Here is a 24,284-nt window from a genome sequence, read left to right as displayed (position 1 = left end):
TAAGCTTTTAGTCAAATTCGATCTTAATCAGATTTTTGCCTTATATTTTCATGATTGCCCGGCATAACTGTCTTCAACGAGCTGCGCCTTAAAAGGCAGTTCCACCAATGCCAATGCCCCTATCGTTAACGGGGTGGACAAGTATGGAGTTTGAAATGTCCCGTGGTCTGAATTCTTTCGGAGCTGTCCTGCTCGCAACTTTCGCTGCAACGCCGGTCTTATCTGCAGACTTGAATTCTTATGAAGCGCCGCCTGCATATAACGAGCCTGCCAGCACGTCCTGGACCGGCGCTTATGTCGGCGGACATATTGGTGCGGCCATGCCAAGAGCCAACCCGTTCAAGGGTGGTAAGGGCCTGGCGATCGGCGCGCAGGCAGGTTACGATTACGATCTCGGATCTGCTGTTGTCGGTGGCGAAGTTGAAGCATCGCATCTCGGCGACACCGAGGTTCGGGTTCCCGGTGGCCATTTAAAGGAACGCTGGCGTGCAGCCGTCAAGGCGAAAGCCGGTGTGAAGCTCGATCAGACGCTCGTCTATGGAACGGCTGGCCTCACCGCGACGAGCCTGCGTGATGCCGATGGCGTCACCGGTCCTGACAGCACCAAGGGTGGCTACCTCTTGGGTGCAGGCGCTGAGCACCGCTTCACACAACAGATTTCCGGCAAGGTCGAATATAACTATGTCTCGACCAATGATGTGCGCACATTCGCCAATGGAAGCGCATCCCATACGGATCTGAGCGATCACGTCGTCAAGGGCGGTGTCAACTATCGCTTCTAAGCGACTGTGGTCACTCTCTGCATAATCATGCAACTGAGCAGCGCGCCCTTGGCGCGCTGTTGGCTTTTCAGGGCGCAGTTTTATCGGATTCTGTCGAACGATCACCAAACAGGGCGTTTCTATCCGCGAAGATGACGCGATGTGGAACGTTGATCGCCTAGCCCCGTTTGCTCTTCACAAAACAGGAGAAAACGTATGGCCAATAACGACGATGACATCACCAAGGTTTGGGAACTCGCAGATAAGATCGGGTTCTGCATGTTGACGACAAGCACGGGAGAGGATCTGCGCGCACGGCCCATGTCTGCCTATTCCGAGCAACTGGAAAACGCCTTCTATTTTCTGACGGATGTGGCGAGCCACAAAGACGAGGAAATTGCCCGTCATCCAAACGTCTGCCTGGCCTTTGCGGATTCCAAGGGGCAGAAATACGTCTCGATCTCAGGTGCTGCAGAAGTCCAGAACGATCGTGAAAAGATCAAGGAATTGTGGGCAACCCCCGCAAAAGCGTGGTGGGACGACGCGGATGATCCATCAATCAGGATCCTTAAAGTGACTCCTACCTTCGCGGAATATTGGGACAGCCCAGGCACCGTGATCAGCTACATCAAGATGGCCGCTGCCGCAGTCAGCAATACGCGGCCAGATATGGGCGAAAATGCCAAAGTAGATATGTAAAGAAAAAGCGGCCAGTTATCTGGCCGCGGCTTCCTGCATTTATGACGGTCATAAGAGCCAAGCCGCCTAGGCGGCTTGGGCGTTACCCTTGTAAGAATGGGACGAAATTCCGCTGCGATCGAGTTTGAAGCGCGAAATGAGACGTGCAAGCGTGTTCACTTCATCGTCAAGGCGGTTTGTGCCGGCAGTTGATTCCTCCACCATCGCGGCATTCTGCTGCGTGACCTGATCCATCTGGTTTACAGCGCTGTTGACTTCCGCAAGGCCAGTGGACTGCTCCTTCGACGCCGTCGCGATCGAGTGGACAAGGTCGTTTATCTTCATGACGTGACTTTCGATCATCGAAAGGGCCTCACCTGTAGCCGTCACAAGTCTCACGCCTGATTGAACTTCTTCCCCTGAGCGATGAATGAGATTCTTGATATCCTTCGCCGCACCGGCAGACCGTTGGGCCAACTCACGAACCTCCTGTGCAACGACAGCAAATCCCTTGCCTGCTTCGCCAGCACGGGCAGCCTCGACGCCTGCATTCAGTGCGAGAAGGTTCGTTTGGAAGGCGATTTCGTCAATGACATTGATAATCTGCCCGATTTCAGCGGAAGCGCTTTCAATCTTCCCCATGGCAGAGACGGCATCCCGGACAACGGCACTGGACTGCTCAGTGCTGCGCCGGGCTTCATCAACCATCTGGCTGGCTTCGTGAGAGCGATCCGTTGAGCTTTTTACCGCAGAGGTGATTTCTTCAAGAGCCGCTGATGTCTCTTCGAGTGAAGCGGCCTGTTGCTCAGTACGTCGTGAAAGATCGTCCGAAGCGGCGCGGAGCTCGCCGGTCCCGCCGCTGATGGTGTCGATGGAGAATTTGATCTCTCCAAGAACGGATTTCAAACCCGACATCGTTGAGTTGACGTTCTGCTGCAGCTCGTAAAAAACGCCCTGGAAACTGCCACGCATTTCCTCTGTCAGGTCGCCCTCGGCCAGCGCCGCTACAACGCGCCGCGTTTCGGCCACACCTCTGTCTACTGAGGTGACAAGCTCGTTGACGCTTTTTGCGAAGCGGTTGAGGTCTGGGTTGGCATAATCTTTCTCAATCCGTCGGGTGAAGTCACCTGCAACCGCTGCCGCAACGACAACGCCGATGCTGGACTGAAGATCTGCACTTTTTGCCTGCAAAGCTGCTTCCTGTGCATTGAGGTCACGGACCTTGATGCCGTTTTGTTTGAAGACCTCGACCGCGCGCGCCATTTCGCCGATTTCATCCTCCCGATCCGCAAGCGGTATGTTACTTTCAAGATCACCTTCGGCAAGCTTTGCCATACTGCGTGTGAGGTTGCCGATCGGTTGCGCGATGGCTTTCGCGCCAAAAAACGCCGAACCACCCAGAACGATAATGACGAGGGCGCCCATGCCCAAACCTATCTGGAGCGCAAGCGCCTGCGCGTTGTCCATATCGACGACTGCGGCATCTGCTCTCTTTTTCGTGGCGTCGACACTTTCGTCCAGCAGACCTCTCATCTTTTCCGCTATGCCGTTCATTTCGGCTGCATCACTGCGCTCGGATGGCATTGGGGAAACATCAGGAGTAGGACGACCCAATCTCGTCGTGATCGCTTGCGAAAGACTTGCAAACTTTGTCATCCAGCTTTGATTAAGCTCCAATATCTTTTTTGTGCGCTCCACATTGGCCGGCAATGACATGTGGCTGAGCGCAGAATTGAGATATTTTACCGCTGAAGAATGGCGTTTGCTGACGAAGTCTTTGAAATTTGCCGCTTCCTCTGCCGTTTGTGCAAGCCGAAGTTCGGACATTCCTGCGATCATGCCACGGATAGATGCTTTCGCATCCACGAGATCGCGCTAGATTGTCAGTTGCGTCCGCCCGAAATCTGAGCTTCGACTGACCGACGAGCCGCCCAGCCATATTGCGCCGAGCATCCCAATCACCATGAGGATGCCAATCGCGGACATAGCGGAGAGTTTGGAACTGATACGTTTCAGTGAAATCGGATTGGGCATACACTGTTCCTCCGGCGGAGACGTCAGCTTTCATGCCGCCGTTATCCAGCCCTCTGAAATAGAATTCATTCTATTCGCTGAATTGTCGGCGCCGACGGACACGCAGTCGCCATGCACCTTCCAGTTGCTGAAATATATTAAAGAATGGCTTAAAGAAATGTTACAGTTTTATGACAAGACAAGGTATTTCCTTGTTTGTGTTCCGCACGCTATTCTAATACGGCCTTCAATCTGAACTGTTAGGTAAGAGAACTGTTTTCTTTAATAATAACATGATTATGAATATGGGACTTTCCCGATTTTTGTAGCGATATTCACATCAACATATTGTTAAATATGACGGCATCCCTATTTTCTCAGGAAACTATACTAGCATGTTTCAAGGTTTCTGCGTTGAGACCAGATTGTTGATGGAGATGTTTCCCTTGAGTACGCCTCGTTCCAAGTCGGTTCGCCCACTCTCAATTTGAACGACCGTATAAAGTTTTTCACTTCTAAATTGACTCGCTTCATTGGTGGTCGTGCCTCCAGCCGGCGCCGCGTCGATCTCCATAAATCGAGTTCTTGGGAAGACGCGACGATGCGAGCGTCGCCAGTGGTGCGTGCAGCAACGACAATTTCTTCCCTGCCCGGGGCGTTTTGCCACCGCGGGTCGTCTTCGGCCGCAATGGGTATGAGGCGATAGACATTGAGGACGGTATCTTGCGACGGTCCCGCCGTTGTCTGTGCGTCGTCAAACTGCGCCTGGCTCTCGACCGATTTCCCAAAGCTGGTGTGACTTTCGCCAGTTGAGACGACGCTGCCTGTTTTATTGCTGTCGCCAGTATTGTTCGACATGGGAAATCTTCCTTACGGGTGGGGGTGCGTCACAGTAAGGCCTGTGACGCAAACGATATAGGAAATCAGACCGTCGTCAGATCATGATCTCGCCGCCGGTAACAGGGATAACGGCACCCGTCATGTAACTGCCTAGGTCGGAGGCGAGCAGCACATATGCTCCGGCCAACTCAGCCGGCTGGCCAGCACGACCGATCAGGGTCTTTTCGCCAAACTTCGATGCTTTTTCAGCCGGCATGGTGGAAGGGATCAAGGGGGTCCAGATCGGGCCCGGTGCGACCGCGTTCACCCGAATTCCCTTCTCGGCAAGCATTTCTGCCAGACCAGCGGTGAAGTTCGAAATCGCGCCTTTCGTCGATGCATAGGCCAACAAAGATTGCGAAGGCTGTCGAGACTGGATCGAGGTGGTGTTGATGACCGAGCTACCGGCCTTCATGTGTGGCACGGCAGCCTTTGCAAGGTAAAACGGTGCATAGATATTGGTACGAAATGTTTCGTCCCACTCTTCTGCTGAGATATCTTCAATCGACGCATAGGTGCGCTGGAAGGCTGCATTGTTCACGAGAATGTCGATTTTTCCAAGTTCACTCACGGTCTTCTCGACCAGCGAGCGGCAATGCTGCTCGGATTTGATGTCTCCAGGGGCAAGAACAGCCTTTCGTCCGGCTTCTTCGATCCATTTTGCGGTGTCTTTGGCGTCTTCATCCTCATTGAGGTAAGAAATGACGACGTCTGCGCCTTCTCTCGCAAAGGCAATAGCGATCGCCTTACCGATACCGGAATCTGCGCCAGTAATCAGTGCGACCTTACCGGAGAGTTTTCCATCGCCTCGATAGGAGTGCTCACCATGATCTGGAACAGGCTGCATCTTGACAGTCTGGCCTGGTGGCTCCTGCTGTTGCTCGGCAAAGGGTGGCATGGGTCTGCGGCTATCGGACATAAAATTTCCAATCAATGGTGAAATGGTTACTCCCATCCTAACCATTGTTGACGCTATGAGTTCCGATATGACTTCGTCCCGTGTGTTACAGCCTTGCTCTTGTAGAGCGAGCAGTGGACAGAAGCAGGCTTGTTTCACTTCCGGTTATGCCGGGGACAAGCCGGATGCGGCGCAGCACCGAATCGAAATCACTCAAGGTGGCGGCACTGAGTTCGACGATCAAATCCCATCGTCCGTTGGTGGAATGAATTGCCGATACTTCCGAAAAGCCGCCGAGGGCGCGGATCACCCGGTCTGTCACATGCCCCTCGATCTCAATCATCATAATACCGCGCACCGCCTCTCCCATGGCATCGCCACGCAGAATGACAGTGTAGCCGATGATATCGCCACTGTGTTCCAGGCGTTCCAGGCGAGCGCGGACTGTCGCCCTTGATGTGCCCGTCTCGACAGCAAGGTCTGAAATGCTTCTTCGCCCATTGTGACGCAGCAGTGTGATGAGTTTTGTGTCGAGTTCGTCCATGCTGATCACTTTGAAAGTTAAATTTGCCGAAACGATAAGTCACTTATCAAATTATGCCAATATTTATCATTCAATCTGCCACACGCACGTGATGAGATATCTGTGTTTCTCAAATATCTGGAGTGGGTTCATGGAGTGCAGATTGATAGGGGTGCCGCTGCAGATCGGCGCGGGCCAGCTCGGCTGTGAAATGGGCCCAAGCTCCCTTCGGGTCGCGGGACTGAAACCGGCATTGGAGGAACTGGGGCATACCGTCGTGGATGTAGGAAATGTCGCGCCCGCAGCAATGCGGGATTTTTCCCATCCCAACCCGGCGGTTCATCATTTGTCGGAAACGGTCGCTTGGACGGAAGCATTGGCGGACGTCGCGTATCGGCAATCCGAAAATGCCATGCCGATTTTTCTTGGCGGCGATCACGCCATATCCGCCGGAAGCGTGACAGGTGTTGCGCGCCGGGCGGCAGAAGCGGGAAGACCACTTTTTGTTTTATGGCTGGATGCGCACACCGATTATCACACGCTGGACACGACGCGCAGCGGAAATCTTCACGGCACTCCCGTGGCTTATTATAGCGGCAGGCCGGGATTTGACGGCTATTTCCCGCCGGTCACACATCCGGTCGATCCTGCCAATATTTGCATGATCGGTATTCGCAGTGTCGATCCTGCAGAGAGTGCCGCGCTTGGCGAGACCGGCGTGACGATCAACGATATGCGCATGATCGACGAGCATGGAGTGGGTGTGCTGTTGCGTGCGTTTCTGGAGAGGGTTTCGGCCGCAAATGGCCTTCTGCATGTCAGCCTGGATGTGGATTTTCTTGATCCGTCCATTGCCCCTGCAGTCGGCACGACAGTTCCAGGCGGGGCGACATATCGGGAGGCCCATCTCGTCATGGAAATGCTGTGCGACAGCGGGCTCGTCTCAAGCCTCGATCTGGTGGAGCTCAACCCGTTTCTGGATGAGCGGGGGCGTACCGCGCGCCTGATGGTGGATCTGACTGCGAGCTTGATGGGAAAGCGCGTCATGGATCGTCCGACCCGAGCGGCTTGAGGAGGGGCACAGCAATGGCACAAGTAGCAAATCTCAACATCGTTCCCTTTGTCAGCGTCGACAATATGATGAAGCTGGTGCTTCATGTGGGGATCGATACGTTTCTGCGTGAACTCGCTGTCACCATTGAGGAGGATTTTCTCAGATGGGAGCAGTTCGACAAGACTGCGCGGATAGCATCGCACTCGAAAGACGGCGTTATCGAGTTGATGCCGACGAGCGACGGGACGCTGTACGGGTTCAAATATGTAAATGGTCACCCTAAGAACACCCGGGAGGGCAGGCAGACGGTAACGGCATTCGGCGTGCTGTCCGATGTTGGCAATGGCTATCCCATGCTGCTTTCGGAGATGACGATCCTTACTGCTCTGCGCACCGCCGCGACCTCCGCCCTTGCTGCCAAATATCTCGCCCGGTCAAACGCCCGTACCATGGCAATCATCGGCAATGGCGCTCAAAGCGAGTTTCAGGCACGCGCCTTCAAGGCAATCCTTGGAGTCGATCATCTGCGACTTTACGATATAGACCGGTCTGCCAGCCTTAAATGCCTCCGTAATCTTGATGGGCAGGGTTTTTCGATAGAGGTCTGTGATACTGCGCAAGATGCCGTCGAGGGCGCCGACATCATCACGACAGTCACTGCAGACAAGCAATATGCCACGATCTGTACCGACAATATGGTAGGGCCGGGGGTGCACCTGAACGCAGTCGGTGGCGATTGCCCCGGCAAGACGGAATTGCACAGGGACATATTGCTCCGCTCCGATATCTTCGTGGAATATCCTCCCCAGACTCGTGTGGAGGGGGAAATCCAGCAGCTTGAGAAGGATCATCCTGTTACCGAACTGTGGGAGGTCATAGCAGGACGTGCGTCTGGCCGAACCTCGGATCGGCAGATCACATTGTTCGATAGCGTCGGTTTCGCTATCGAGGATTTTTCAGCACTGCGTCACGTCCGTTCCAAACTGGCGACGACGGGGCTGTACGATCAGCTGGATCTGCTCGCTGATCCCGATGAGCCACGGGATCTTTTTGGGATGTTGCTGCGGTGTGAGGCATTGCAAGCCATATGAACAGCACCACCGAAGCGGCGTCACCGTGCTGACGCGCGCTTTTTGCGTGCAAGCATCTGCTCTCGCCAGATCGTAAACAGGCCAGCGGCGACGACAATGGCTGCGCCGACAACCATGTGCGTGCTGAGCACTTCACCGTAAAGGCTGACACCGAGGATGGAGACAAGTACCATCTGGTAGTAGGAGAATGGCTGAACCGAAGCGGCGTCTGCAAGCTCGAAAGCACGGATCAGCAGGTAGTGGCCACTCATGCCGGTCACACAAAGCGCCAGCATCCAGCCCCAGTCATAGGGTGCCATATGCGTCCAGAAGAATGGGCCGACTAAGGTCAGCGCGAATGCGCCTGGAACCCCGATGTAGAAGAAACTCGTCATCGCTGTGTCCGTGCGGCTGGCGAGCCGTGTTAGGACGCCGTAGAGGCCAAGCAGCGCTGCAGCTGCGAAACTCACGATCAGGATAGGGTCAAAACCGCTTTCATCCGGCTTGAGGATAATGAGAACACCGAGAAAGCCGACCAGGATAGCTGACCAGCGCTTCCAGCCGACTTTCTCGCCAAGGATCGGCACCGAAAGTGCGGCGACGATGAGCGGCGTGGAGGCGAGGATGGCATGGGTGTGCGCAAGGCCTACGAGCGAAAATGATATGATTGAAAGCACGATCTGGACCGCCAGAACGACGCCCCGGCTTACCTGGAGAACAATGCGATCTGTTGATATCGCCTTGCGTAAACCACCGCTCGATCTCGCTGCGAGGATAATGACGAACAGGGCAAAGGCCCAGTACCGCAGCATGGCCACGAAGACGGGCGGATAGGCAGAGCCCAGGTGCTTTGAAATGCCGTCTTGAACGGCAAAAATCGTGAAGGCTGCGAACGCGTAGAGATAACCTGCGGATTGAGGTGGCATGGACTCAAGTGCTTTTCAGGGGAGGAATGAAGGTGCTTCAAGTTCTAGACGATTATCAACCGATCGGGAACCGTCAATCTCTCAAAACTTGTCGCTATCTCCCTGTGCCCGTCTGTGGTGGCAGATGGGTGCGCCGCTTTGTCTTTACCTCGCAGATTTGGCAGTGGCTTGGATCGCTTTCTCGAATTCGTCTGGCAGCACTCCGACAGCCGAGCGGATCATCATCTTGAGAAGCTCCTGCAATGTCTCTTCGCGGCGAATTTCCGGTGTGAAGAAAGAGGCAACCAGCCCCTGACCGGCGAGGAGATGAGAGATGGCTATGGAGTGCATGAAGAATGTCAGCGGTATGTCTTCCGAGCGGATCAAGCCGAGCGCTTTGCCCTCCATCAGAAGCGGCATCGTGACATTCTGAAAGGGCTGGATCAACGTGTCCCTGACCAGTTCCTGCCGCTCGCCCGGCTGCAACATCTCCTGCAGGATGAAAAGGCCGTAATCCGGTGTGTCGGCGCTGAAGCGAATGAATGTGGCATAGACGCCCACCAGCTTTTCCGGATAAGGCAGCGCTCCAGTAGCCAGAGATTGCATTTTCGATACGCAATCTGTTGCGGTCATCTGCAACTGTTGCAGGCACGCCTCCCACAAAGACTGTTTGGAGCCGAAATGATAATTTGCCAACGCAATGTTCACACCGGCCTGCTTGGCAAGATCGCGTATGTTGACGCCATCAAATCCCCGGCGCGCAAAGCTTTGCAGAGCATTGGAGAGAATAGTGTCCCGCCCGGTTTCCTTACCAAGCCGCGGCCTGCCGGATTTTGCTCTGGCGGGCTCGGGGTTCGGTTTCTTCAACGGCGTGCTGCTCATGTTGCTGCCTTGTCTGTATGCGTCGAGTTTTAAAAACGATACAGAAACAAGACCCTAAATCCTACATTGAATAAGCGAACAGGCAGATGTTTCACAGCCTTATGCCGGATATGAGTATGGCAGACATCTGAAATTCAATCGTACCAGCAGGGTTGGGTTATGGCACAAGGATGGCGCACGACGCAGTCCCTTCACCGAGTGTTCATGCCTGGCACACTGTCCGATAACGCTGAACAACCGTCGACAGGACTTGATCAACGGGCTGGGCGTTCCAGTTGTTTGAGAATATCTCAACCTCCTGCGGACCCAAAAAACCGGCTTTCTCGATCATCGTTCTAAAGCCTTTGAGGTCTATGACGCCGTCTCCCATCATGCCGCGATCATTCAGCGGATCCTTGGTTGGCACCAGCCAGTCGCAAATGTGGTGCGCGAGGATTTGTCCATTTCGACCCGCGCGGGCGACCTGTTGCTCGAGCTCTGGATCCCACCAGACGTGATAGACGTCGATGGCGACGCCAGTGCCCTCTCCAAGCCTGTCGCAAAGATCAAGCGATTGCCTCAAAGTGTTGAAGCAGGCCCTGTCAGCAGCGTAGAAGGGGTGTAGAGGTTCGATAGCCAGCGGCACACCAGCCTTCCGTGCATAGGGCAAAAGCTCCGCCATGCCGTCTTCCACCATCTGGCGGGCACCCTTGATGTCCTTCGATCCTGCTGGCAAACCGCCGACAACCAGAACCAGACAATCGGCCTTCATCGCTGCGGCCTCATCCACCGCTCGCTTGTTGTCCTCGATTGCGGCTCTTCGACCTTCCTCGTCTATTGCTGGAAAGAACCCTCCGCGGCAATGCCCGCTCAGGCCTATGCCGTTTTGAGCCACGATGCGCGCGGCCTCATCAAGGCCGACGGCGTGGATCTGGTCCCGCCAGGGAGAAATTGTCGTGATGCCATGCGCAAGACAGGCGTCGACAAGCTTACCAAAGGACCCGCCCTGTTTGATTGTCGCGAAGTTGATGGAAAGACCCTCAAGGCTCATGCGGCTACCTCCCTCTCCCGAAGCGTATGAAATGTTTCGCGGGCCGCAATATCGCTAACGCCAAGCCCTTTGGCGGCCAGAACAGTGTCGAGCGAAAGGCAGCCTTTCTGAACTGTCAGATAGGCGCGCTTCTGTCGTTCGTGGTAAAGATCTGCGTGAGCGCCAAGCCATGCGGCATTCTCGTTTTCTGAAGCGCCCTGCATGCCGTCCACATAGTGATGGCCGTTGCGTTCGACATGACCGAGGTTGAGGACGGCTGCCAAGGCCAAATCCTGCTGAACTGCGATGCCAGCCTGCGTGGTCAAGTCTTCAGCCGACATGAAATAGCCACCAGCACTTTCGGCATTCCATTTCTGCACACGCATCTTGTTGAGAAGCGACCGGTAAAAACCTTTGCACGACTTCGAGGAGACGCCGAGATAGCCCTGTTGTCTGGCTCTGATAAACGCATCCGGGCTATCGTCGGACTCGTCGATTTCAAGTGCCACGCGTCTGGCAAGGTGTGTCACCGGTTCAGATAGCGCTGTCGCGCGGTTGATGGGTTGCTCCACAAACAGCAACGAATTGCGCAACCGGGCAAGGGCAGGCTCCTTTTCGATGCGATCCATCAGCTCAATGACAGTTGCCTCGTCAGGGAATTGTTCATTGCCATCCAGCGTGACCCTGTAGTCTTCAAGTCGATCCAGAACGGCTGCGATCTCTTTCAAGCGCTCCGTATCCTCCTGCGGTCTGCCGGAAACTTTCAGCTTGAAATAGTGTACGCCGTAAGCCTGTATCTCTTCACTCAGGCATTCCGGCAAGCCGTCATCCCGACGAGGTCCAACGATCTGTCGAGGCGTCAGCGGATCGAGGTAGCCAATCGTATGGCGCAGGAATAGCCTTCTCTCTGGCGTGATGGTCTGAAGAAAATTGCCGACGTCGAACCCTGCAAGATCAGGCGTCGTTGACAGATCTATGCCCGGTAGATTTGCCCTTAGTGCATCCGGTAAGGGCATGTCGCGCAATCGGCAAAGACCGTCCAGAACGGCGCGGTCTACCAGTGCCAGCCCGAACGACGCAATCAGGCCATTCAGCCCCTTCGCTGCAGCCTCTGTGTGCTGTTGCGGCTCGAGTGCTGCGTGAATGCCAAAGGCGCTGGCGCAAGGTGCTTCCAGCACCAGCTTGACTGCGAGATGGACGGAGCTGCGCAATTGCTGCTCGTTGTCGGCATTGCTGAGGGAAGGATTCTTGTCGAACCATTTGGGAACCATCAGTTCAGCAGCAACACCGGTTGCGGACCGTCCTTGTGAGTCCTCCACGATGATCGAGAGAAATATTTGCGCAGCTTCGGTGACCGTTGCTGCTCCGAAGCGGAACGGCATCCGCATCTTGAGGCGACGCTCGAATACCGAGGCATCCCGTATCTTCAGGATTGGAGCGTCTGCCATTTCAGTGCACGCCTCTTACCGCCAGAAACGACCTCATGCGGCGTGCCGCATCATCGGGATCTGCCAGAACATTGGCCTTGTCTGCCAGCCGAAAAAGCTCTGCCATATGCAGCGTGGAACGCGTGCTTTCCTGACCGCCGACCATTGTGAAGTGATCCTGCAGGCCGTTGAGATAGGCCAGGAAAATCACGCCGGTCTTGTAAAAGCGGGTAGGGGCTTTAAAGATATGCCGAGACAGCGCCACGGTCGGCTCGAGAATATCGAAGAACTCCCCGCTTGCTCCCCGCTTCAGGCTTGCCAGAGCCTTGGACGCTGCAGGAGCTATCGCATCGAAAATACCAAGGAGCGCATCGGAATGTCCTTCTTCGTCGCCCGCGATCAGTTCCGCATAGTTGAAATCGTCGCCCGTATACATGCGAACGCCCGCCGGAAGCCGGCGGCGCATGGCGATCTCCTTTTCCTTCGACAGGAGCGAGATCTTGATGCCGTCGATCTTGTCCGCATTGGCCTCGATCATTTCAAGGCATGTGTCCATTGCAACATCGTGGTCGCGGTTGCCCCAGTATCCTTCAAGAGCGGGATCGAACATCTCGCCCAGCCAGTGAATGATGACCTTCTCGTTCGCCTTGGCAAGAACGCGAGCATAGGTCTCCAGATAGTCATCGGGTGATTTTGCGCTGGCAGCCAGTGCACGGCTTGCCATCAGGATGACACGGCCGCCTTGCCCCTGCACGAAATCGAGCTGCTCCTGATAGGCCTCGACAATCTGGCCCGGACTATAGTCCGATCCAGCCAGACCGTCCGTGCCAACGCCGCAAGCGATCAATGCATCTTGCCGGGTGGAGGCTTCTTTCAATGCCCTGGATATCAACTCTTGCGCCTGCGGCCATGCCAGCCCCATGCCGCGCTGGGCGGTGTCCATGGCTTCTGCAACACCCAGCCCCAAATCCCACAGGCGATGTCGGAACCGAAGCGTGCCTTCCCAATCGATTGCTGGCGTCAGCCACGGGTCATTATCCGCGAAAGGATCTGCCACGACGTGCGCTGCGGCGAAAGCGACGCGGTTGAAATCACTCGCCTTTCGTTGTTCCAGCGCGATGGGCGTGCCGGTCATGCTGTAGCGTTCGATAGAGCGATCCGGGCGGGGCAGGTTGATTTCGGTCATTTGCTCCTCCTCAGGCGATGGCGGGAACGTCGAGCCAGCGGCGTTCCTTCCAGGATTGAAGCCCGAGTTCGGCAAGCTGTACGCCTTTGACGCCCTCCATCAGCCCATACGGCCAGGCATCGCCATCGACCAAGTGGCGGATGAACATTTCCCACTGAGCCTTGAAGCCATTGTCATAGACGACGTTATCCGGGACCTCCTGCCACGTCTTGTAGAAGTCGATGGTCTGCGGCTGGTCCGGGTTCCAGACTGGTTTGGGTGTGTTGGTGCGGTGCTGTGTCCAGCATTTGGTAAGTCCGGCAACCGCAGAACCATGCGTGCCATCCACCTGAAAGGTCACGAGATCGTCCCGACGAACACGCACTGCCCATGACGAATTGATATGGGCGATGACCCCGCCTTCAAGCTCGAAGGTCGCATAGGCGGCGTCATCGGCATCAGCCACATAGGCGTTGCCCTGTTCGTCGAAACGCTTGGGGATGTGGGTCGTGCCAAGGCAGCTGACCGCTTTGACATTGCCGAAGAGGTTATCCAGCACGTAGCGCCAGTGGCAAAGCATATCGAGAATAATGCCGCCGCCATCCTTGTGGCGATAGTTCCAAGACGGGCGTTGGGCCGGTTGCCAGTCACCCTCGAATACCCAGTATCCAAACTCGCCGCGAACGGACAGTATCTTTCCGAAAAAGCCGCTGTCTCGCAGCATTGCGAGCTTTCGGAGGCCCGGCAGGAAAAGCTTGTCCTGCACCACGCCGTGTTTGATGCCTGCGCTCTCAGCCAGTCTGGCAACGACAAGCGCTTCCTCCATGTTGTCGGAAATAGGCTTCTCGCAATAAACGTTCTTGCCAGCCTTGATGGCCTTGGTCAGCAGGCTCCCGCGCATCTGTGTCGTGCCGGCATCGAAAAACAGCGTGTCGTCGGGATTGGCGAGTGCGGCGTCGATGTCAGTCGTCCAGCGGGCGATATTGTGTTTCGCGGCAATCGCTTCGATTTTCTCGCCGTTACGCCCGACCAGTATCGGATCGAGCATAACCTTCTCGCCGCTCTTGAGCGTGACGCCCCCTTGATCGCGGATTGCGAGCACGGAACGAACGAGATGCTGATTATATCCCATACGGCCGGTAATGCCGTGCATGATGACGCCAATGCGTTGCATGAACCCTCCTCCATGAGCACCCCACTCCCGTCAGGGCACATCATCTGGTTTAATTTTGTAACCAATTGGTTATTTGTGATTCCGAAATGGCTTTTCTGTCAAGCGGTTTTTACTAGGAAAAATGAGTGTGAAAAATCGTAGTGGGCAGACCCAATGCCTTCTCGGCAGCAGGCGTTGCATTCTCTACCTTCGCATGTGCGAAGGTAGAGGAAGTTGATCTTGTTCAATTTTCTGGAATGAGGATCAGAGTGGCCGCAATGCAGCAATCACCGTGTTCACAATGTGCTGACCCCATCTTTCGAGTTCCGCCGGTGCCGCCAGATCTCTTTGGAAGATGGTAGAAAGTGTGAAGCGGTTAGACAGATAGAAGTAGCCAAGGGAAGCGATTGTCAGGTACACATCGACAGGGTCCAGTCCCGGCCTGAAATCGCCGGTGACCTCTCCCCGCTTCAGCACATCCTTTAACTCGGAAATGAAGTTCGAGTGCATTTCCGGGATGCTCTCGGATTGGCGCAAGTATCTGGCCTGATTGAGATTTTCGGTTGCAAGGATGCTGAGGAATTCCGGGTGATCCAAGTAGTAGTGCCAGGTAAACAGCGCCAGTTCCTTTAGGCCCTCCATCGGCTGCTTGCGGGCCAGATCAAGCCTGTGTTCGGCATTGCGGATGTGACGGTAAGCGTCTTCCAGCACCGCCAGATAGAGCGCGTCCTTGTCTCCAAAGTAGTGATAGATCATCCGTTTGTTGGTGCCGGCGCGCCTTGCCACCACGTCTATGCGCGCGCCTGCCAGACCCTTGGCGGCCACTTCCCGTCGTGCTGCCTCCAGAATGGCAGCTCGGGTGCGCTCGGGATTGCGGGACTGCGTCACTGTCTTTTTTCGACCGGTGGTCGTCTTGTCTGCCGCTTCGTTATCGCTCTTTCGAGCCCCTTTTTCTTTGAAATCATCCATGTGCAATGGCCGCTTGACAATGTTGCTAATCGATGATCCCATGTAACCAGATAGTTATAAAACGGCAAGCGCTGTTTATCTTCATCATTCAATTTGGCAGTCAATTAGGGAGGAGTTGCCAATGTCCGTGATGCTCAAAAGACGTGCCGTGGTCTCGGCGGGACTTGCGGCCATGTCGCTGGCGGTGGTGGGTGGAGGACCCGCTTTCGCACAGGCAGCCCGTTTGCGACTGCTGTGGTGGGGCTCGCAAGAGCGTGCCGATCGCACAAACAAGGCCATTGCCGCTTACAAGAAAGCCAAGCCCGATCTTGATATCGCGGGGGAATTTGCGGGTTGGTCGGATTACTGGCCGAGACTTGCAACACAGGTTGCCGGTCGAAACGCGCCTGACCTCATCCAGATGGACTACCGCTATATCTTTGAATATGCCCGGCGCGGGGCGCTGGCTCCGCTCGATGAATATGTCGGCAAAGCTCTGAAGATCGAGGATTTTGGAACGCCCAACATCGACTCTGGTCGCGTGGACGGCAAGCTTTATGGCATCAACCTCGGTGTCAACTCGAGTTCTGTTTTCTTCGATGCCGCCGCCTGGGAAAAGGCAGGCGTCAAGGCGCCGTCAGCAGGCCAGTCCTGGGAAGAGTTTGCCAAGAATGCCGCCGAGTTCGGCAAGAACAAGCCCAAGCCGGGATATTATGCGACTGCGGATGCAAGCGGTGTAGAGCCGAGCTTTGAAAACTGGCTGCGGCAGCAGAACAAGGCGTTGTTCAGCGAGGACGGCGGGCTCGGCTATGATGCAAAGGATGCCGGCGACTGGTTCGCCATGTGGGCGGATATGCGCAAAGCCGGCGCTTGTGTCCCCGCAGACATTCAGGCGCTCGATCAGTTGAACATTGAAAGCAATGCTCTGACGACTGGAAAGGCCGCCACTGCCTTTGCTCACTCCAACCAGTTTGTCGGATATCAGGCAGTCAACAAGGCAAAGCTGTCGATAACCTCCTATCCCAAGGTGTCCAAGGATTCTCCTTCGGGCCACTATCTCAAGCCATCCATGCTGATGAGCGTTGCCAAAGGCAGCGCCGGGGTGGAAGCGGCCGCAGAGTTTATCAACTTCCTGGTCGCCGTACCGGAAGGCGTGGATATTCTCGGGGTCGAACGCGGCGTTCCGGCATCGGAGTCGATGCGCAATCAGCTGAGCCCCAAGCTCAACGACGTCAGCAAGGCGATGGTGGACTATATTGCCGAAGTTACGCCTGGCGTCGGACCGCTGCCGCCATCTCCGCCTCCTGGAGCTGGTGAATTTGCCTTCGTGCTGAAGCGCACCTCTGAAGAGGTTGCATTTGGCAGGATGACGCCAGAAGAGGGCGGCAAGCGACTGGTCACGGAAGCGGAAACAGTTATCAAGCGGAAGTAACGAGCAATGGCGTTTCGATCCGATGTTATGGTGCGGGAGGGCCGACAGGCGGCTCTTCCGAAGCAGAGCGGTATTCGAAAAATTTTCGACCGCAACTTTCACGCCTACATGTTTCTGCTGCCATGGTTGATTGGCTTTTTTGGTCTCACCCTGGGGCCAGCTCTGGCATCCCTGTATCTCTCCTTTACCAATTATGACCTGCTGCAATCGCCGGATTGGGTCGGCGCTTCGAACTATGTTCGCATCGCCACCGCCGATCCGAAATTCGCAGCCGCAATGAAGGTGACCTTCACCTATGTTTTGCTATCGGTACCATTGAAGCTGATTTTTGCCCTGATGGTAGCGATGGCTTTCAATCGCGGCATGAAAGGGCTGACGCTTTACCGCGCCGTGTTTTATCTGCCATCCCTTCTGGGTTCCAGCGTTGCCATCGCCGTTCTCTGGCGCCAGCTCTTTGCGTCGGATGGTCTGGTCAACATGGTGCTGTGGCAGCTGTTCGGATATGAAGGTCCAAGCTGGATTTCCAACCCCGACTACTCCATCTACACGCTTGTCATTCTCTCTGTCTGGCAGTTCGGCTCGCCGATGATCATCTTTCTGGCTGGCCTTCGACAGATCCCGCAAGACATGTATGAGGCAGCCGAAATGGATGGCGCGGGCAAGATGCGCCAGTTCTTCCGCATCACGCTGCCGCTTCTGACCCCTGTCATCTTCTTCAACGCGGTCATTCAGACGATCGATGCCTTCAAGGCGTTTACCCCCGCATTCATCATCTCCGAGGGCTCGGGCGGTCCGATCAATTCGACGCTGTTCTACACGCTCTATCTCTATCAGGAAGCTTTCGGGTTCTTCCGCATGGGCTATGCATCTGCCTTGGCGTGGATACTCGTGGTGATCATTTCCCTCTTCACGGCCTTCTCTTTCCTCAGCGCGCGATATTGGGTGCACTACGATGACTGATGCGGTTACCTCACTGCGCCCGGGGCAGGCAGTACAACGCCCCGTCTGGAAGTCCATACTTCTTCATACCGCATTGATCGCAGCGTCGATTGCGATGATGTATCCAATCCTGTGGATGATTTCAGGCTCGTTTCGCCCGCAGGACGAGCTGTTCGGTTCATCGTCCCTCATCCCGTCGGCAGTCGATCTTGGCGGCTATATCAGGGGCTGGACGGGGCTTCAGGTTTCCTTCGGCCAGTTCTTCTGGAATTCCTTTTTCATCGCCGTTCTCGCCACCATCGGAAATGTCGTGGGTTGTTCGCTGGCCGCCTTCGCCTTTGCGCGCCTGCGGTTCGGGGGACGGAACTTCTGGTTTGCCCTTATGCTGGGCACGTTGATGTTGCCGTATCACGTGGTGCTCATCCCGCAATATATCCTGTTTCTGGAAATGGGTTGGGTCAACACATCGCTGCCTTTGATCGTGCCGAAGTACCTGGCCACCGATGCCTTCTTCATCTTCCTGATGGTGCAGTTCTTCCGTGGTATTCCAAGAGAGCTGGATGAGGCCGCCGTGATGGACGGCTGCAGCCCATTCCGGATCTACTGGAAGATCATGCTGCCGCTTTCCCTTCCGGTTCTGGCGACGGCAGCCATATTCTCTTTCATCTGGACCTGGGACGACTTCTTCGGCCCGCTCATCTACCTCAATGATATCAACACCTACACGGTCCAGCTCGGTCTGCGCTCCTTCGTGGACTCAACCGGCAGCTCCGATTGGACGGCTCTGTTTGCCATGTCCAACCTGTCACTGGTGCCCGTCTTCCTTTTCTTCCTCTTCTTCCAGCGGCTCCTCATCGAGGGCATTGCGACCACCGGCATGAAACGCTGATACATCAAGGCTCGATCATGAAACCAGTTCGATTTGCGACAATCGGTATCAACCACAATCACATATTCGGTCAGACGAAATGCCTGTTGGATGCGGGCGCCGAACTCGTCGGCTTCCACGCCATCGAGGATGATCTTGCTGCGGAATATGCGCAGACCTTTGCGGGCGTGGCACGCATTGATGATAAACGCAGGCTGCTGGAAGATGGGTCGATCGACCTCATCATCAGTGCCGCCATTCCAGATGAACGAGCCCCACTTGCCATTGAAGCCATGCGCGCGGGCAAGGATGTGATGGTAGACAAGCCGGGCATGGTCACGCTTGCTCAGCTTGAAGAGGTGAAGAAAGTTCAGGCCGAAACGGGCCGGATTTTCTCGGTGCTGTATTCGGAGCATTTCGAAAACAGAGCAACCGTGAAAGCTGGTGAGCTTGTCGCAGCCGGGGCCATTGGCGAGGTTGTCTCGATCGCCGGCTTCGGCCCGCATCGATTGCGCGCGTCAACACGACCTGACTGGTTTTTCGAGCGGCAACGTTACGGCGGAATCCTCGTCGATATTGCTTCGCATCAGTGCGAGCAGTTCCTTTTCTTCACCAATTCCAATACGGCAGATGTCCTCTTTGCCCGGGTGTCCAACCGCGCCAATTCCCACGCACCGGGTTTGCAAGACAGTGGTGATATCCATCTGGCGACGAATAATGTCGATGGCTTCATCCGTGTGGACTGGTTCACGCCGGAAGGCTTGCCTAGCTGGGGTGACGGGCGCCTGTACATCACCGGCACGCAGGGTGCGATAGAGGTTCGCAAGAACGTCGATATTGCCGGGCGTGATGGCGGCAACCACCTGTTCCTGACCGACAGAGAGGGGGTGCACTACTTTGATTGTGCGAATGTGCCTCTTCCCTACGGTCAGCAGCTTCTGGCCGATATTCGCAATCGCACGGAAACGGCAATGCCGCAGGCGCGGTGCTTTGCTGCGATGGAAATCGCCTTGAAGGCGCAACAGATCGCGGAGGGCCAACATAATGGCTAAGCGCTACAGGGTAGGGATCATTGGTTGCGGCATCGGACGATCTCACATTGTCGAGGGATATGCGACCCATCAGGACAAATATGAGGTGGCCTGCCTGTGTGACCTTGATGAGAAACGGTTGAACGCGGTCGCTGACGAATTCAATATTTCTAAACGCACTCGCTCATCGGATGACCTGATGTCGATGCCCGACATCGACATTATCGACATCTGCACCCCACCCGCCATTCACACGAGCCTCATTCTAAAAGCCTTGGCATCCGGTAAGCATGTGGTCTGCGAAAAGCCTTTGACAGGCTCACTGGCAGAGCTGGACGAAGTGGTTGCGGCCGAAAAGATCGCCAAGGGCAGCCTAATGCCAATCTTCCAGTATCGCTATGGCGACGGAGTGCAGCAGGCGCGTCGCATCATCGAGAGCGGACTGGCTGGAAAACCCTATGTCGGAACCGCAGAGACACTTTGGAACCGTGACGCCACCTACTACGACAATCCATGGCGCGGGCGTTGGGCGACCGAGCTCGGTGGTGTTCTGATGACGCACGCCATCCATCTGCACGACATGCTGACATACCTGATGGGACCCGTGGACCGGGTTTTTGCGCGCACGGATACGCGCGTCAACGCCATTGAAGTGGAGGATTGCGTTTCCGCCAGCCTGCTCATGGAAAACGGTGCCCTGGTTTCGTTGACGTCCACCCTGGGTTCCCAGGAGGAAATCAGCCGCCTGCGGTTGGCCTTCGAGAATGTCACCTTTGAAAGTAACCATGCGGCCTATTCACCGGGGGACGGTCCTTGGCGCATTATTCCTGCCAATGAAGAGGTGGGCAAGAAGATAGAGGCCCTCGTTTCGGAGATGGCACCCGTTGGCAGACGGTTCAATGGCCAGATGGAAGCCTTCTATCACGCGCTGGAAAAGAACGAGCCGCCGCCTGTCCGCACATCGGACGCGCGTCGGTCGCTGGAACTCGTTACGGCGATTTATCACTCGAGTGATACGAATTCGGATATCCGCCTTCCGATTGGCTCCGATCATCCAAAATACAAAAGCTGGCGACCCTGATCGCGGGTGGAGAACAATATGGCAAGCAGCATCACTCTGGAAAAAATCGTCAAGCGCTTCGGTGCCTTTCCCGTCATCCACGGCATTGACCTTGTAATCGAGCCCGGCGAGTTTACCGTCTTTGTCGGCCCCTCGGGCTGTGGCAAGTCGACGCTTTTGCGAATGATAGCCGGATTGGAGGAGATATCGGACGGCGATCTTCTGATCGATGGCGAGAAGGTCAACGAAACGGCTGCTTCCAAACGCGGCATCGCCATGGTCTTTCAATCATACGCTCTTTATCCGCATATGAGCGTGTACAAGAACCTGGCTTTCGGCCTTGAAACAGCCGGATATAAACGCCCTGAAATCGAAGCTCGGGTCCAGAAAGCGGCCGACGTGCTGCAAATCGGTCCGCTCTTACAGCGCAAGCCGAAAGCGCTCTCGGGCGGCCAGCGCCAGCGCGTTGCGATTGGCCGGGCGATCGTGCGAGAGCCGAAGATATTCCTCTTCGACGAACCGCTGTCCAATCTCGATGCAGAGTTGCGCGTGCAGATGCGCGTGGAAATCGCCAAGCTGCATCAGACGCTTGGCAGCACCATGATCTATGTAACACATGATCAGGTAGAGGCCATGACCATGGCCGACAAGATTGTCGTGCTGCGTGAAGGGCGTATCATGCAGGTCGGGCGGCCGCTCGATCTTTACAATCAACCGGCAAATCAGTTTGTGGCTGGCTTCATCGGTTCGCCAAAAATGAATTTTCTGACGGCAAGGCTGGTCTCCAGCGATCCATCCCGCAGAACGATTGAGGTGTCTGGCCAACAGATCGTTCTCGACCGTTCGCTGGAGGCAGAAGATGGTGAAACCCTGACACTCGGCATCCGCCCGGAGCATTTCAACGCGCACATCCAATCTGCGAGTCTAGGTGAAGGAAAGGTCCAACTGGTCGAGCATCTCGGTGGGTCGACGGTCATCTACACCACCACGGCGGATGGTCAGGCTGTAACCGTCTTGCTGGAGGGACAGAAACAGTTGCGCATAGGCGAAACCGCTCCGCTCTCCTTCGATATCGCCAACGCACATCTTTTCGGCGCCGACGGCCGCAGGGTTTGATGCCGGGAGCGTTGCCTCGCAAATTCGAGCGTTAAGCAGCCTGCCAGTGAGTGTGCGGCTGGCGAGACGAGGCTGCGGGCAGGGTGACGCCTGACGAAGTGAGGATTTAGCATGGTTGCGTCGTTGGCCAGACGAATGAGTTTTGACGAAAGCGCAGAATAACCGCGCCGACCTATGAAGTCCCGCTCTGAACAGAGAGCTCGATGGTTCGTGCGGTTGCTACCAGGCGGCGTAGTCTATCGCGCCGGCGCAACTTTTCATTCTTGAAAGAGTAGGTTTTTTTTTAAGTATAGTCGAAAAATCCCGCGTATGCCGGGAAACGCAGCCGGAGCGCTGGGCAATTTCAACACTACGGAAAGGATTTAGGCGTATCTATGTCAACGACGTGGCATCGTGCTGCATTTGGCATTCGCCGCTCTCGAAGATGAGAAATCAACCAACCGGTGTTCAATATGAAAATCAGCAATATATCGATTTTGAAGAAAGTGAGCCTGGTGGTTGCGCTCATGGGTTTTTCAGCCTTCGCCATCACCATTGCCGGAACTCAGGGACTTATGTCACTGGGCGCGGCACTGAAAGATACCGGCGCGAAGGAAGAAGCCGCGCGAGAAGCAATGGATTTGCGCATCGACGTGATTGCGATGAGCCGCTTGACCTACCAGCTTGTCCTCGCCCCCGAGAAATCAGCCGATTTTGCAGCCGATACCGAAAAGCGTGCCAAGGAAATGCTGGAGCGCCTGCCGAAGATCGCGGCTGCAGCGGATGAGACCGAAAAGAAGCAGCTCCAGGATATCGGCGTTGCGCTTAATGCCTATTTCGACAAGATCCGCGCCCTTGTAAAACTGGCTTCCGGTCCGGCTGTGACCACCGATACCATCAAGGCTGGCCTCAACGACAGCCTGGAAGGTCAAAAGGCGGTGACCGCAGCAATCAAGGTTTACAGCACCTATTCCGGCAATGCGCTGACTGAATCTCGTGCGCATGCACTTTCTGTATCGAGCTTTACGATGATCGTCCTGATCACGACAGCAGTCGTATCGATTGTCGGCGGTGTCCTTGCGGCGCTTGCGGTCGGTGGTCGCGGCATTTCGCGTCCTGTGCGCATGCTGACCCAGCGCATGAGCAGCCTTGCCAAGGGCGACCTGAGCGAAAAGATCGAAGGTGTCGATCGGCAGGACGAAATCGGCGAAATGGCCCGCGCTCTGGAAATCTTTAGAGCAAACGAAACGCAAATGCGCGAAATGGAAGCCCAGGAAGCCGCCATCACCGCGCAGAGCAAGGATCTGCAATCCTCCATCAGCGGTATCGTCGCCGCTGCCGCTGCCGGTGACTTCTCCAAGCGTATTGCCAAGAGCTATGAAGATCCTGACTTGCAGCGTTTTGCAGAAGGCGTGAACGAGCTGGTCGTAAACGTTGATCGCGGGATTACTGAAGTGCGCCGCGTGATCGCTGCGCTCTCTGAAGCTAACCTCACACAGGAGATGAGTGGCAGCTACCAGGGTGCCTTCGCCGAACTGCAAACGAACGTCAACCAGACGCTCGCCACCCTGCGTGGCACCATGCAGACGATCCGCCAGGCCGCAGGGACAATCACTGATAACTCCGGCGAGCTTTCCTCCTCGGCAAATCAGCTTGCCCGTCGCACAGAGCAGCAGGCTGCTGCCCTGGAAGAAACCGCCGCTGCGCTGGAAGAAATCACAACAACGGTCAAGACCTCGACAGCTCGCGCCAACGAAGCGACGCAGATGGTTCGCGAAACGAAGAGTAGCGCAGGCAAGTCCGGCGATATCGTTCGCAACGCTATTGATGCCATGGGCCGTATTGAGCAGTCCTCGCAGAAAATCGGCCAGATTATCTCCGTTATCGATGAGATTGCTTTCCAGACCAACCTGCTTGCCCTGAACGCCGGTGTCGAAGCCGCGCGCGCCGGTGAAGCGGGACGCGGTTTCGCCGTCGTTGCGCAGGAAGTGCGTGAACTTGCTCAGCGCTCGGCAAATGCCGCGCGGGAAATCAAGTCGCTCATCAACACGTCCGCGGATGAAGTAAAGGGCGGTGTCTCCCTCGTTCTGTCCACGGGTGAGGCGTTGAAGGAGATCGAAACTCTCGTCAATCGCGTCGATGATCACGTCACGACTATTGCGCGGGCCGCCGAGGAGCAATCCACGGCCCTCACCGAGATCAACAGTTCGGTCAACCACATGGACCAGATGACCCAGCAAAATGCTGCAATGGTTGAAGAAACGACTGCGGCCAGCCAGGTTCTGGCAGATGAGGCGCGTCAGTTGAGAACGCAACTTGAGCGGTTCCAGCTGGAAAGCAATGGTCAGACAGAGCATCGTTACCGCGCTGCGGCCTGATCTTGCTCGATAAAACTCAAAACGTGGCCGGGAAATGAGCTTCGCACTGTTTCCCGGCCTAGCTTCATCCAGGTGATGAGTGTCGCTAAAGCGCTGGCAAGGGCCGCCTGATCAAG

At 55.7% G+C, this 24,284-nt stretch carries 21 protein-coding genes and 1 pseudogene; 11 read left to right on the top strand and 11 right to left on the bottom strand.

The window, feature by feature from the left end:
- Positions 1-155 precede the first annotated feature (155 nt).
- Together QRN85_RS23900 and QRN85_RS23895 are read left to right on the top strand one after the other, a co-directional pair.
- Positions 156-782, top strand: coding sequence for an outer membrane protein (locus QRN85_RS23900; RefSeq protein WP_112963138.1), 627 nt, complete (start codon positions 156-158; stop codon positions 780-782).
- 195 nt (positions 783-977) lie between these two features.
- Positions 978-1,460 (top strand): pyridoxamine 5'-phosphate oxidase family protein, encoded by a 483-nt coding sequence (locus QRN85_RS23895; protein ID WP_062588619.1) that lies wholly within the window; start codon positions 978-980, stop codon positions 1,458-1,460.
- A 66-nt stretch (positions 1,461-1,526) separates the two neighbouring features.
- On the opposite strand, the gene QRN85_RS23890 is transcribed toward QRN85_RS23895, so the two are convergent.
- The 4 genes and pseudogenes from QRN85_RS23890 to QRN85_RS23875 form a co-directional block, all read right to left on the bottom strand.
- Positions 1,527-3,266: a methyl-accepting chemotaxis protein gene (locus QRN85_RS23890; protein ID WP_284760398.1), complete on the bottom strand. Its 1,740-nt coding sequence runs from the start codon at positions 3,264-3,266 to the stop codon at positions 1,527-1,529.
- 586 nt (positions 3,267-3,852) lie between these two features.
- A pseudogene (locus tag QRN85_RS23885) lies at positions 3,853-4,310 on the bottom strand (hypothetical protein).
- A gap of 76 nt (positions 4,311-4,386) precedes the next feature.
- Positions 4,387-5,250, bottom strand: coding sequence for an SDR family oxidoreductase (locus tag QRN85_RS23880; RefSeq protein WP_284760397.1), 864 nt, complete (start codon positions 5,248-5,250; stop codon positions 4,387-4,389).
- 85 nt (positions 5,251-5,335) lie between these two features.
- Positions 5,336-5,773 (bottom strand): Lrp/AsnC family transcriptional regulator, encoded by a 438-nt coding sequence (locus tag QRN85_RS23875; protein ID WP_112963064.1) that lies wholly within the window; start codon positions 5,771-5,773, stop codon positions 5,336-5,338.
- Between the two features lie 130 nt (positions 5,774-5,903).
- On the opposite strand from QRN85_RS23875, the gene rocF reads away from it, so the two are divergent.
- The gene (gene rocF / locus QRN85_RS23870) at positions 5,904-6,824 is read left to right on the top strand and encodes an arginase (RefSeq protein ID WP_112963063.1); all 921 of its coding nucleotides are present in this window, start codon (positions 5,904-5,906) and stop codon (positions 6,822-6,824) included.
- Between the two features lie 14 nt (positions 6,825-6,838).
- Positions 6,839-7,897, top strand: a complete 1,059-nt coding sequence (gene ocd, locus QRN85_RS23865) for an ornithine cyclodeaminase (protein WP_113094101.1) — start codon at positions 6,839-6,841, stop codon at positions 7,895-7,897.
- A 20-nt stretch (positions 7,898-7,917) separates the two neighbouring features.
- On the opposite strand, the gene QRN85_RS23860 is transcribed toward ocd, so the two are convergent.
- The 7 genes from QRN85_RS23860 to QRN85_RS23830 form a co-directional block, all read right to left on the bottom strand.
- Positions 7,918-8,802 carry a DMT family transporter gene (locus QRN85_RS23860; RefSeq protein ID WP_113094100.1) on the bottom strand — a complete coding sequence of 295 codons (885 nt, stop codon included), beginning with the start codon at positions 8,800-8,802 and terminating at the stop codon, positions 7,918-7,920.
- A gap of 144 nt (positions 8,803-8,946) precedes the next feature.
- The gene (locus tag QRN85_RS23855; RefSeq protein WP_112963060.1) at positions 8,947-9,663 is read right to left on the bottom strand and encodes a TetR/AcrR family transcriptional regulator; all 717 of its coding nucleotides are present in this window, start codon (positions 9,661-9,663) and stop codon (positions 8,947-8,949) included.
- Positions 9,664-9,865: 202 nt separating this feature from the next.
- On the bottom strand, positions 9,866-10,693 hold the full coding sequence (locus QRN85_RS23850; protein ID WP_113094099.1) for a sugar phosphate isomerase/epimerase family protein: 828 nt from the start codon (positions 10,691-10,693) through the stop codon (positions 9,866-9,868).
- Positions 10,690-12,120 carry an enolase-like domain-containing protein gene (locus tag QRN85_RS23845; protein WP_113094098.1) on the bottom strand — a complete coding sequence of 477 codons (1,431 nt, stop codon included), beginning with the start codon at positions 12,118-12,120 and terminating at the stop codon, positions 10,690-10,692. The genes QRN85_RS23850 and QRN85_RS23845 overlap by 4 nt, the downstream gene beginning before the upstream one ends.
- Position 12,121: 1 nt before the next feature.
- Complete coding sequence (locus QRN85_RS23840) at positions 12,122-13,285, bottom strand: dihydrodipicolinate synthase family protein (RefSeq protein ID WP_113094097.1); 1,164 nt, start codon at positions 13,283-13,285, stop codon at positions 12,122-12,124.
- Positions 13,286-13,295: 10 nt separating this feature from the next.
- Positions 13,296-14,438 (bottom strand): Gfo/Idh/MocA family protein, encoded by a 1,143-nt coding sequence (locus QRN85_RS23835; protein ID WP_162726717.1) that lies wholly within the window; start codon positions 14,436-14,438, stop codon positions 13,296-13,298.
- 243 nt (positions 14,439-14,681) lie between these two features.
- The gene (locus QRN85_RS23830; RefSeq protein WP_112963056.1) at positions 14,682-15,386 is read right to left on the bottom strand and encodes a TetR/AcrR family transcriptional regulator; all 705 of its coding nucleotides are present in this window, start codon (positions 15,384-15,386) and stop codon (positions 14,682-14,684) included.
- Positions 15,387-15,507: 121 nt separating this feature from the next.
- Here QRN85_RS23830 and QRN85_RS23825 point away from each other — a divergent pair, with 121 nt between their 5' ends.
- From QRN85_RS23825 to QRN85_RS23795, 7 genes are all read left to right on the top strand, one after another.
- Positions 15,508-16,797, top strand: coding sequence for an ABC transporter substrate-binding protein (locus QRN85_RS23825; protein ID WP_113094096.1), 1,290 nt, complete (start codon positions 15,508-15,510; stop codon positions 16,795-16,797).
- A gap of 108 nt (positions 16,798-16,905) precedes the next feature.
- Positions 16,906-17,757: a carbohydrate ABC transporter permease gene (locus QRN85_RS23820; protein ID WP_284760444.1), complete on the top strand. Its 852-nt coding sequence runs from the start codon at positions 16,906-16,908 to the stop codon at positions 17,755-17,757.
- Entirely contained in the window at positions 17,750-18,625 is an 876-nt protein-coding gene (locus QRN85_RS23815) for a carbohydrate ABC transporter permease (protein ID WP_062588644.1), read from the top strand. The genes QRN85_RS23820 and QRN85_RS23815 overlap by 8 nt, the downstream gene beginning before the upstream one ends.
- Positions 18,626-18,642: 17 nt before the next feature.
- Complete coding sequence (locus tag QRN85_RS23810) at positions 18,643-19,656, top strand: Gfo/Idh/MocA family protein (protein WP_113094095.1); 1,014 nt, start codon at positions 18,643-18,645, stop codon at positions 19,654-19,656.
- The gene (locus QRN85_RS23805; protein ID WP_113094094.1) at positions 19,649-20,716 is read left to right on the top strand and encodes a Gfo/Idh/MocA family protein; all 1,068 of its coding nucleotides are present in this window, start codon (positions 19,649-19,651) and stop codon (positions 20,714-20,716) included. Before QRN85_RS23810 ends, QRN85_RS23805 begins: the two co-directional genes overlap by 8 nt.
- Before the next feature lie 18 nt (positions 20,717-20,734).
- Positions 20,735-21,811, top strand: coding sequence for an ABC transporter ATP-binding protein (locus tag QRN85_RS23800; protein WP_113094093.1), 1,077 nt, complete (start codon positions 20,735-20,737; stop codon positions 21,809-21,811).
- A gap of 452 nt (positions 21,812-22,263) precedes the next feature.
- On the top strand, positions 22,264-24,168 hold the full coding sequence (locus QRN85_RS23795) for a methyl-accepting chemotaxis protein (RefSeq protein WP_113094092.1): 1,905 nt from the start codon (positions 22,264-22,266) through the stop codon (positions 24,166-24,168).
- Positions 24,169-24,284 lie beyond the last annotated feature (116 nt).

It is taken from the genome of Agrobacterium sp. fls2-241-TYG-188a, assembly GCF_030209845.1.
Note: the sequence above shows the minus strand (reverse complement) of the source record. Positions and strands in the feature narration are given on the sequence as shown.

What these genes read in the sequence shown, in the direction of transcription:
- QRN85_RS23900 (WP_112963138.1), top strand. Translation starts at nt 156, where the DNA reads ATGTCCCGTGGTCTGAATTCTTTCGGAGCTGTCCTGCTCGCAACTTTC.
- QRN85_RS23895 (WP_062588619.1), top strand. Translation starts at nt 978, where the DNA reads ATGGCCAATAACGACGATGACATCACCAAGGTTTGGGAACTCGCAGAT.
- QRN85_RS23890 (WP_284760398.1), bottom strand. Translation starts at nt 3,266, where the DNA reads ATGTCCGAACTTCGGCTTGCACAAACGGCAGAGGAAGCGGCAAATTTC.
- QRN85_RS23880 (WP_284760397.1), bottom strand. Translation starts at nt 5,250, where the DNA reads ATGTCCGATAGCCGCAGACCCATGCCACCCTTTGCCGAGCAACAGCAG.
- QRN85_RS23875 (WP_112963064.1), bottom strand. Translation starts at nt 5,773, where the DNA reads ATGGACGAACTCGACACAAAACTCATCACACTGCTGCGTCACAATGGG.
- rocF (WP_112963063.1), top strand. Translation starts at nt 5,904, where the DNA reads ATGGAGTGCAGATTGATAGGGGTGCCGCTGCAGATCGGCGCGGGCCAG.
- ocd (WP_113094101.1), top strand. Translation starts at nt 6,839, where the DNA reads ATGGCACAAGTAGCAAATCTCAACATCGTTCCCTTTGTCAGCGTCGAC.
- QRN85_RS23860 (WP_113094100.1), bottom strand. Translation starts at nt 8,802, where the DNA reads ATGCCACCTCAATCCGCAGGTTATCTCTACGCGTTCGCAGCCTTCACG.
- QRN85_RS23855 (WP_112963060.1), bottom strand. Translation starts at nt 9,663, where the DNA reads ATGAGCAGCACGCCGTTGAAGAAACCGAACCCCGAGCCCGCCAGAGCA.
- QRN85_RS23850 (WP_113094099.1), bottom strand. Translation starts at nt 10,693, where the DNA reads ATGAGCCTTGAGGGTCTTTCCATCAACTTCGCGACAATCAAACAGGGC.
- QRN85_RS23845 (WP_113094098.1), bottom strand. Translation starts at nt 12,120, where the DNA reads ATGGCAGACGCTCCAATCCTGAAGATACGGGATGCCTCGGTATTCGAG.
- QRN85_RS23840 (WP_113094097.1), bottom strand. Translation starts at nt 13,285, where the DNA reads ATGACCGAAATCAACCTGCCCCGCCCGGATCGCTCTATCGAACGCTAC.
- QRN85_RS23835 (WP_162726717.1), bottom strand. Translation starts at nt 14,438, where the DNA reads ATGCAACGCATTGGCGTCATCATGCACGGCATTACCGGCCGTATGGGA.
- QRN85_RS23830 (WP_112963056.1), bottom strand. Translation starts at nt 15,386, where the DNA reads ATGGATGATTTCAAAGAAAAAGGGGCTCGAAAGAGCGATAACGAAGCG.
- QRN85_RS23825 (WP_113094096.1), top strand. Translation starts at nt 15,508, where the DNA reads ATGTCCGTGATGCTCAAAAGACGTGCCGTGGTCTCGGCGGGACTTGCG.
- QRN85_RS23820 (WP_284760444.1), top strand. Translation starts at nt 16,906, where the DNA reads ATGTTTCTGCTGCCATGGTTGATTGGCTTTTTTGGTCTCACCCTGGGG.
- QRN85_RS23815 (WP_062588644.1), top strand. Translation starts at nt 17,750, where the DNA reads ATGACTGATGCGGTTACCTCACTGCGCCCGGGGCAGGCAGTACAACGC.
- QRN85_RS23810 (WP_113094095.1), top strand. Translation starts at nt 18,643, where the DNA reads ATGAAACCAGTTCGATTTGCGACAATCGGTATCAACCACAATCACATA.
- QRN85_RS23805 (WP_113094094.1), top strand. Translation starts at nt 19,649, where the DNA reads ATGGCTAAGCGCTACAGGGTAGGGATCATTGGTTGCGGCATCGGACGA.
- QRN85_RS23800 (WP_113094093.1), top strand. Translation starts at nt 20,735, where the DNA reads ATGGCAAGCAGCATCACTCTGGAAAAAATCGTCAAGCGCTTCGGTGCC.
- QRN85_RS23795 (WP_113094092.1), top strand. Translation starts at nt 22,264, where the DNA reads ATGAAAATCAGCAATATATCGATTTTGAAGAAAGTGAGCCTGGTGGTT.